The 8,186-nt window shown below is 54.3% G+C and carries 6 protein-coding genes and 1 tRNA gene; 5 read left to right on the top strand and 2 right to left on the bottom strand.

What is annotated here, in order from left to right; all coding sequences use genetic code 11:
* Together WBM93_RS01340 and WBM93_RS01335 are read left to right on the top strand one after the other, a co-directional pair.
* Window positions 1-270: hypothetical protein (locus WBM93_RS01340; protein WP_424427387.1), on the top strand; the 270-nt coding region annotated here is incomplete at its 5' end.
* Window positions 271-394: 124 nt separating this feature from the next.
* Window positions 395-2,719, top strand: a complete 2,325-nt coding sequence (locus WBM93_RS01335) for an EAL domain-containing protein (RefSeq protein ID WP_424427385.1) — start codon at window positions 395-397, stop codon at window positions 2,717-2,719.
* Window positions 2,720-2,786: 67 nt separating this feature from the next.
* Here WBM93_RS01335 and WBM93_RS01330 read toward each other — a convergent pair whose 3' ends face one another.
* Window positions 2,787-4,781 carry a pyrroloquinoline quinone-dependent dehydrogenase gene (locus WBM93_RS01330; RefSeq protein WP_424427383.1) on the bottom strand — a complete coding sequence of 665 codons (1,995 nt, stop codon included), beginning with the start codon at window positions 4,779-4,781 and terminating at the stop codon, window positions 2,787-2,789.
* A 249-nt stretch (window positions 4,782-5,030) separates the two neighbouring features.
* Window positions 5,031-5,120: transfer RNA gene (locus WBM93_RS01325), tRNA-Ser, on the bottom strand.
* Between the two features lie 200 nt (window positions 5,121-5,320).
* On the opposite strand from WBM93_RS01325, the gene WBM93_RS01320 reads away from it, so the two are divergent.
* The 3 genes from WBM93_RS01320 to WBM93_RS01310 form a co-directional block, all read left to right on the top strand.
* A complete protein-coding gene (locus WBM93_RS01320) occupies window positions 5,321-6,364 on the top strand; it encodes a lytic murein transglycosylase (protein ID WP_424427381.1) in 1,044 nt (347 codons plus the stop codon).
* Window positions 6,348-7,376, top strand: coding sequence for a septal ring lytic transglycosylase RlpA family protein (locus WBM93_RS01315; protein ID WP_424427379.1), 1,029 nt, complete (start codon window positions 6,348-6,350; stop codon window positions 7,374-7,376). The genes WBM93_RS01320 and WBM93_RS01315 overlap by 17 nt, the downstream gene beginning before the upstream one ends.
* A 40-nt stretch (window positions 7,377-7,416) precedes the next feature.
* A partial coding sequence (locus WBM93_RS01310) for a D-alanyl-D-alanine carboxypeptidase family protein (RefSeq protein WP_424427377.1) occupies window positions 7,417-8,186 on the top strand: 770 nt, incomplete at its 3' end.

Below are 8,186 nucleotides of genomic sequence, written 5' to 3'. Positions count from 1 at the left end.
GATGACGGCGGCAACGGCGGCGGAAACGGTAACGGCAATAACGGCAACGGAAATGGTAACGGTGGCGGCGATGATGGTGGCGATGACGGCGGCGATGACGGCGGCGATGATGGCGGCAACGGCGGCGGAAACGGTAACGGCAATAACGGCAACGGAAATGGCAACGGCGGTGGAAACGGCAACGGCGGTGGAAATGGCAACGGCAACAACGGCAACGGAAATGGCAACGGTGGCGGAAACGGCGGCAAGGGAAAAGGCAACGACAAGTAGAAAAGCAATTTGCGAAACTCAAAAGCCCCCATTTTCAAATTCTGATCATCACGGATTGTATGCGTTAACGCAAAATAGATTGGTCTTCTGCTAGACATCTTCCGGGTATTCCCTGGAGATACAATTGAAGGCCATTTTTTCCTCTTTCGACGCAGATGCGTTCTACCAGTTTCTGGCAGCATGGATATTAGCCTTGTTGGCCGCATTGGCCCTTAGTCTGGCGGGAGTCGGTAACGAGGTCGAGCAGCAGCTTGGCAATTTGCGCGCCAGCTTGCTGGAAAAGCCGGCTTCCGGTCAGATCGTGATAGTCGAGATTGATGCCAAATCCTTGCAAGCGATTGACAATTGGCCATGGCCGCGCGAACTTTATGCAGAAACGGTAGAAGTGCTGAACAAGGCAGGTGCAACGCAGGTTGCGTTTGACATCGATTTCTCTTCGCGCTCAACCGAAACGCAGGACCGGATTTTTGCCGATGCGATCGCAAAGTCCGACGCCACAATTATTCTCCCGACGATGCGTCAACGAGCTTCGACCGTGCACGCGAAATTTGTCGAAAGCCTTCCAATAGAAATACTTCGTGAACATGCTTTTCTGGCTTCCGTCAACGTCCATCCCGACAATCACGGTCAGTTGAACGAATATAGTTTCGGGACCACCACCGGCGGTACCGCGCGTCCATCGCTTGCCAGCATGATGGCAGAAGTGTCGGGTGATATTGACCAGAGCTTTGCGATCGATCAATCGATTGATCCGGGAACCATTCCCCGTCTGAGCTTTGTCGACCTGATCAGTGCAAATGGCCCTGCCGTCGACCTTTCAGGCAAGAAAGTCCTTATCGGAGCCACCGCAATCGAACTGGGCGACCGCTATCCGATCAGCCGCTATGGTATCCTTCCCGGCGTAGTCATCCAAGCGATGGCAACCGAAACGTTGATCCAAGGGACAAATTTGAGAAGCCTTGGCAACTTGCCCTCCTTGTTCTTGTCTGCGATAATCCTGCTAGGCTGCATCCTGACCCAAAAAGTGTCTTCCGCGGGGATGATCCGGGTAGCGGTGGGAACAGGAGCCGTTCTGTTGGGACTGGTACTCCTGGCGGAATATCTTCATATCCTGACCTTTCTGAACGTACAGGCCGTGCTCTTTCTGGCGTCCTATATCCTTTTTCAAAAATTCCTGACGACCACAAGGGCTCTGGATCGAAGCCGCTTTGTGAATGACGGAAGCAGTCTGCCGAACGAAGCAGCCTTGTTGAAAGTCATAGCCGCCAAACAATTCGGCTATATCGCAACCGCCAGAATTTCAGACTTTAAGGAATTGCTGGTCATGACGAACAAGGATTCGCGCCGCGATTTGTTTCAAAATATTGCCACCCGCCTCGCGTTTCTCGCCCAGGATGAACAGATTTTTCATCTCGATTCCGACCTGGTAGCGTGGATTGTGAAGAGTGACTATGTTGACGATATTCCGGGTCATTTTGATGCCGCAACCGCCCTTTTGCAGGCTCCGGTGATGGCCGAAGAAACCCGAATTAAAATTGGTGCAGCTTTCGGTATCAGCGGAGAAACGGTGGACAAGGCGAGAATTGCTTCGGAACAAGCATTTGCCATCGGAAAAAAATGGGCATGGCACAATGAAGAAGTAGACCATGCCATAGGCCAAAAACATAATCTCCTGATGGAACTGGATCGGTCGATCGATGACGGCGATCTTGACGTTGTGTATCAACCCAAATGGGATCTGTCAGCAAACCGCCTCGACGGTGCCGAGGCGCTTGTCCGCTGGAGTCATCCGGAGCGAGGCCTGATCAGCCCGGAAATATTCATTCCGTTGCTCGAACGGGCCGGCCGAATTGACCAACTGACCTTTTTGGTACTTCGCCAAGCATTGAATGACTTGAGCAGTTGGGAAAGCCAGCGTCCGGGGCTCACTTGCTCTGTCAATATTTCTGCCAAGCTGCTGGGTGACAGCGGCTTTGTCGATCAGGCCATTGCGATGGTCAACGCTACCAAAATTCCTAATGAACAAATCGTATTCGAAGTGACAGAAACGGCCACCATGGCCGACCCTGAAGCATCGCTATTCGCGCTTAACCTCATCCAGAAAGCTGGCATCAGAGTATCTATCGATGATTATGGCACAGGCCAATCGACCATCAGCTATTTGCAGCGTCTTCCCATTAGCGAGATCAAGCTGGACAAGAGCTTCGTGAAAACCATGGGCACGGACAATGCCAACCAGGTGATCGTGAAATCCACTATATCGATGGCCCATGATCTGGGATTGAAAATTGTCGCCGAAGGAATTGAGGATCAGCAATGTCTCGATTTGCTGGTCAAATACGGATGCGATATTGGTCAGGGTTGGCACATTTCCAAACCGGTTACTTCGGATGTTTTTACCGCGATTTGGCTGGACAACAAATTCGAGGAAGCACGATTGTCAGCCTGATATAGGCCTCGCATCGATCGAGCCGGTAAACTGCAAACTTGGTTCCAGCACACCCCTTCATAATTGACTAATCGGCAAGCGCAAATGCCACGATATTATCACCCAGTTTTGTGCCAACCCGCGCATGTCCACCGGCGGCGATGACGACATATTGCCGGCCTTTCCAGACATAGCTCATCGGCGTCGCCTGGCCGCCTGCGGGGAGCCGGCCTTTCCAGAGTTCCTTGCCTGTCTCGACATCGATCGCCCGCAAATAATTGTCCATCGCCGCGCCGATAAACACGAGCCCGCCAGCAGTGATCATCGGTCCGCCAAATGCAGGCGTTCCCAATTTCAATGCAAAACCGCCCGGTGCCAGATCTTCGGTTGTCCCCATAGTCTGCCGCCAGACAATCTTGCCGCTATCCAGATCGACGCCCGCCAGCACGCCCCAGGGCGGAGCGGAGCATGGCAGGCCGATCGGTGAGAGAAGCGTTGCTCTGGTCATGGCATAAGGGGAGCCTTCCATTGGTGCGAATTCATCATCGTCGCTAATCTCGTTCACTTGTTCTCGCTCGGTGGTATTGGGATGCATCGTCATATAGGATGCGACATTGTTCATGTTGATCACCAGCAAATTACGGCTTGGGTCATAGGCAGAACTGCCCCAATTTGCGCCGCCGCCTGTAAAAGGCAGCGACAGCGTGCCGTTGACGGTTGGTGGCGTAAACAGCCCTTCACCGCGCAGGTTTTCGAGCTTTGACTTGCAAGCCAGTTTATCCCACAAGGTAAGCCCGAAAGCATCTGCCGGATTCAACCGATCAGGTACGATCGCCGGTGTTTTTACCGGGAAGGGCTGGGTAGGGGAGAGCAATTCTCCCTCAACGGCGCCCTGCGGTACTGCCCGCTCCTCGATCGGAAGAAAGGGCTTTCCAGTTTCGCGATCGAGCACGAAAATCAGACCCGTTTTTGTGACCTGAGCCACAACATCATGCGCCTTACCGTCGCGCCATACCTGATACAGGCCAGGCTGCGCCGGGAGATCATAATCCCAGACATCGTGATGAACGGTTTGAAAATGCCAAGCAACGGTGCCGTTTTCTCCGTTGAGGGCCACTACGCTATTGGCATAGAGATTATTCCCTGGTCGATTGCCGCCATAATAGTCGGGACTGGCGCTTGAGGTAGGCAAGATAACCAGCCCGCGCTTCTCATCGACAGCTATGCTGCTCCAGACATTGCTGTGGCCTCCACGAATTTTTGGCGAGCCGCTCAACGGATCAAACACCCATTTGGTTTCGCCGGTACGCGCGTCAAAGGCAAACACGGTTCCCTTCGGTGCATCAGTGCGCAGATTGTCGCCGATCGCGGTTCCGGTTATCACGGTATCACCGATGATCGCGGGCGCTGAGGTGATCTGAAACTCGCCGGGCCAACGCAGCGATATCGATGGTTGGACACGTTTGGTTCCGGCTTCACCAAAATCCGCGCAGGGCTCTCCGGTTTTGGCATCCAGCGCGATTATCCGGGCGTCCACGGTCCCGGTGAATAGCCGCGAAGCACATTTCGCGCCCGCTGCTGCCGACTGATCTTGCCAGTAAGCAACTCCGCGGCAGGTATATTGGTTAGCAGGGCGGCTATCGGTCGGCACCTTGGGATCAAACCGCCATTTCTCCGCGCCCGTTCCGGGATCAAGAGCGATGACTTCGTTAAATTGGGTGCAGTAAACCAGCGAATCTTCAACCAATATGGGAGTAGCCTGGAGGGATGCTCGCGACAGAGACTCCGCGCTACGATCTTTGAGTGTACCGCTTTGATGGGTCCACGCAATCCGGAGATTTGTGACATTGGTTTTGTTGATATCACGGGCTGCGACATAGCGATTGCCGCCCGCATCACCGCCATAAAAACTCCATCCGGTTCCCAGGCCACCGCTGTCGGACCGCACGATCTTGGCTTTCCCTTCGATCGTCAGATCATCGGCGAGACCGAGTGCAGTCCAAATAGCCGAGCCACCAAGAAAGCTGATGGCAAGGAATATGGCGATCAGGATCAGAAAGGTGCGAATTTTGGGAATCCTCATCCTCGAGACCTATCAAAATCCCACACGCATGGGAATGATGCGTTTGCGTTTACCTATCCAATCGTCGCATTCTGTTGGAAACCCGCAATCGTGGTGTTGTCGCCTCCGTCTGTTTGAATACTGGGTCCAGAATTCGACCGAGTAACGAGCGATGCAATATTAGCGAAGGAAAAGCGGGACCTAATGAAGGCCATACCCGAGAGCCCGTCAAAGAACATTTCAAGTTCTCTATTGTGTCGTAAATGTTATTGGCGGACAGGGTGGGATTCGAACCCACGGAGAGCTTGCACCCTCGGCGGTTTTCAAGACCGCTGCATTCGACCACTCTGCCACCTGTCCGCATAGCCCTTGGGGCCGGGTCGATCGCGTCCTAGCGTTCCCGATTTGAAAGCGCAAAACATTTTACCAACGATTGAATTTCAATCGCCAAATTTGGGTCAAGACGCGTTTTCGGGGCGAGTGGTTGTATCTATCGGACATTTAGGGATTCCCCTGCGACAGGCTTTGTGCGACAATGCGGTGACGAAAAGGAAGTATTCATGCGTATCATGACCGCTATCGCCTGCAGCGCCATTGCACTTTTCGGCATCAGCGCTGCAACACCGATGGAAAATGCCAAAGCACAAAGCAGCACCGCCAGCTTTGAATCCTATTTACAGGAGGTGCGCCAGAAGGCCTTGCAGAAAGGCGTGCGTGCGCAGACTCTGGACCAGGTTCTGCCTGGCCTGACCTATAATCCGCGGGTTATCCAGCTGGATCAGTCCCAACCTGGCGGCAGCACAAATAGTGCGATTCCGCCCTTTGCTCCATATCAGCGGCGACATATCACGCCGGAGCGGATCGCCAGTGGCAAAGCAGCCTATCGTCGTCTGATCGCCAAACTTATCGATGTCGAGCGCGAAACCGGTGTGCCGGGGCCTATCATCATGGCGATCTACGGAAAAGAAACCAACTACGGTTCCTACATGGGCGACTTTGATATTCCCCGCTCACTGGCAACGCTGGCCTATGAAGGCCGGCGACGCAGCCTTTTCGAGCCTGAATTGCTTGCCGTGCTGAAGCTCATCGACCAGGGCGTTCCCCAATCCGCTCTCAAGGGTAGCTGGGCAGGGGCCATGGGCATGCCTCAATTTCTGCCCTCGGTTTATTTGCGACTGGCGAAAGATGGCAGCGGTGACGGATATGCGGATATCTGGAATAGTGAATATGACGCGGTCGCTTCGATCGCCAACTATTTTGTGAACTCGGGTTGGCGTCGGGGCGAGCCTTGGGGCATCGCGGTCAACGTACCATCTTCGCTCGATCGCTCATCAATAGAAAGCAAGATAATACCTACCCGATGTCCTCGCGTGTTTAATCGCCACAGCCAGTGGAAAACCATGGCTGAATGGCAAAGGCTGGGCGTTGTGCCGGCAACCGGAATGCGTCTCGACGAGAGCGTGATGGCAACCCTGCTCGAACCTGATGGCCGCGGAAACCGGGCCTATTTATTGACCGGCAATTACCGTGTCATTCTGGATTATAATTGTTCGAATTTTTACGGGCTAGCAGTGGGGTTATTGGCGGATGAAATACGCAGTTGAATTTGGATTACTCTCAACCATAACGCTGGCATTGGCGGGTTGCAGCGGATCTCGCGAATTTGGTAATTTTCCGGATGGCTCTCCCCCTCCCCGCAATGTGGGCGTACTTGCAGGGTCAGCGATGGTTTCCGACTATCCGCAAAAAATCGGAGAGCCCTATCAGGTGGGCGGGAACACGTACACGCCGGAGGATGCTCCCAGTTATGACGAAGTGGGATATGCCAGCTGGTATGGCGAAGAATTGTCAGGAAATCAGACGGCCAATGGCGAATCATTCAATCCCCAGGGCATCTCGGCAGCTCACAAGACCTTGCCGCTTCCTTCCTACGTCGAAATTACCGCCCTCGATACAGGACGCACGATACTGGTTCGCATCAATGACCGCGGGCCATTTGCCAACGATCGGTTGATAGACCTGTCTCACGGCGCCGCCAAGCAGCTTGGAATAGACCAGCACGGCGTCACCGGTGTCCGGGTACGGAAGGTCAACCCCAATGAACAGGAGCGCGCTGTACTTCGCGCCGGTAACCCTGCAACCGAGCGAATCGCAACGCCGGATTCCCTGCTATCGATTCTGAAGCAAAATCTCGGCAAGCTTCCACGGCCCGCATCGCCAGTCAGGCAGGCCGCTGCGCCCGCTTACTCGCCTCCGGATTCGAACCGAGCACCCAACCGCCCAGCGTCCACCCCCTCGCAAGGCGCAGGAACCCGAGAAGGTCGCTTCATCATCGAAGGCGGCGGGCGTCCAGTGGCCGTCGAGAATAGTGTCGGAAACAATTTTGTCGGCGGCTTGCCCGGATCTTATGTTGTCCAGGTCGCCGCTTTCAGCGAAAAATCACGGGCAGACACGCTTGCCAGAAAGATCGGAGCCAAGGTCATGACCGATGGCACACGATCCATCTGGCGCGTGCGATACGGCCCATACGCGACCGAACAGGATGCACAAGCAGGGCTGGCACAGGCACAGCAGCGCGGCTATAGCGGTGCCCGAATCTTGCGGGCGGACAAATAGCCTTTTTGTCGCTTAATTTTAATCGGGAACCCTGGTCTTAATGAAAAAATATCTCTTGGCGTCACTGCCTTTCATCGCGGTATCGTCCGTTGTTTTCGCGGCACCCAGTTTTGAAACCAATGCACCTATCGCCTATATGACAGACTTGTCCTCTGGCGCGGTGCTGTTCGAAAAAAATGCGGACAAACAGATTCCGCCGGCTTCAATGGCGAAGATGATGACCGTATATGTAGCATTCGATATGATAAACAAAGGCAAGCTAAAGCTGGATGACAAGTTTCGCGTCAACGAGGAGACCTGGAAAAAGTGGAACAATCAGGGTTCTACTATGTTCCTAGGCGTGGGCAGTCAGGTCAGTGTGCGAGATTTGCTACACGGAATCGTGACCTTGTCGGGCAATGATGCCTGTGTGGTTCTGGCTGAAGGTATTGCCGGGACCGAGCAAGCCTTTGTTGGTCTGATGAACAAGCGTGCCAAAGAAATAGGCATGTCCAAGAGCCGCTTCGGAAACAGCAACGGCTGGCCGGACGAGGGGAGGACCATGGTCACCGCACGAGATCTGGCAGCCTTGGGCGCAGCGACCGCGAACAACTTCCCGAAATTATATGATGATTTCTACGGCCAGGATGAATTTGAGTGGAACGGTATCAAGCAATCCAACCGCAACCCCCTGATGGGCAAAGTGGCCGGATCAGACGGACTGAAAACCGGTCATACGGAAGAAGCCGGCTATGGCTTTACCGGCTCGGCTGAACAGAAGGGCCGGCGACTGGTGTCGGTACTCGCGGGGCTTACCAGCTATGGCGGCCG

Origin of the sequence: Parasphingorhabdus sp. (assembly GCF_049667325.1) — a bacterium.
Taxonomy (GTDB): domain Bacteria; phylum Pseudomonadota; class Alphaproteobacteria; order Sphingomonadales; family Sphingomonadaceae; genus Parasphingorhabdus.
Note: the sequence above shows the minus strand (reverse complement) of the source record. Positions and strands in the feature narration are given on the sequence as shown.

Coding starts and splice junctions, on each gene's coding strand:
- WBM93_RS01320 (WP_424427381.1), top strand. CDS start 5,321: ATGCGTATCATGACCGCTATCGCCTGCAGCGCCATTGCACTTTTCGGC.
- WBM93_RS01315 (WP_424427379.1), top strand. CDS start 6,348: ATGAAATACGCAGTTGAATTTGGATTACTCTCAACCATAACGCTGGCA.
- WBM93_RS01330 (WP_424427383.1), bottom strand. CDS start 4,781: ATGAGGATTCCCAAAATTCGCACCTTTCTGATCCTGATCGCCATATTC.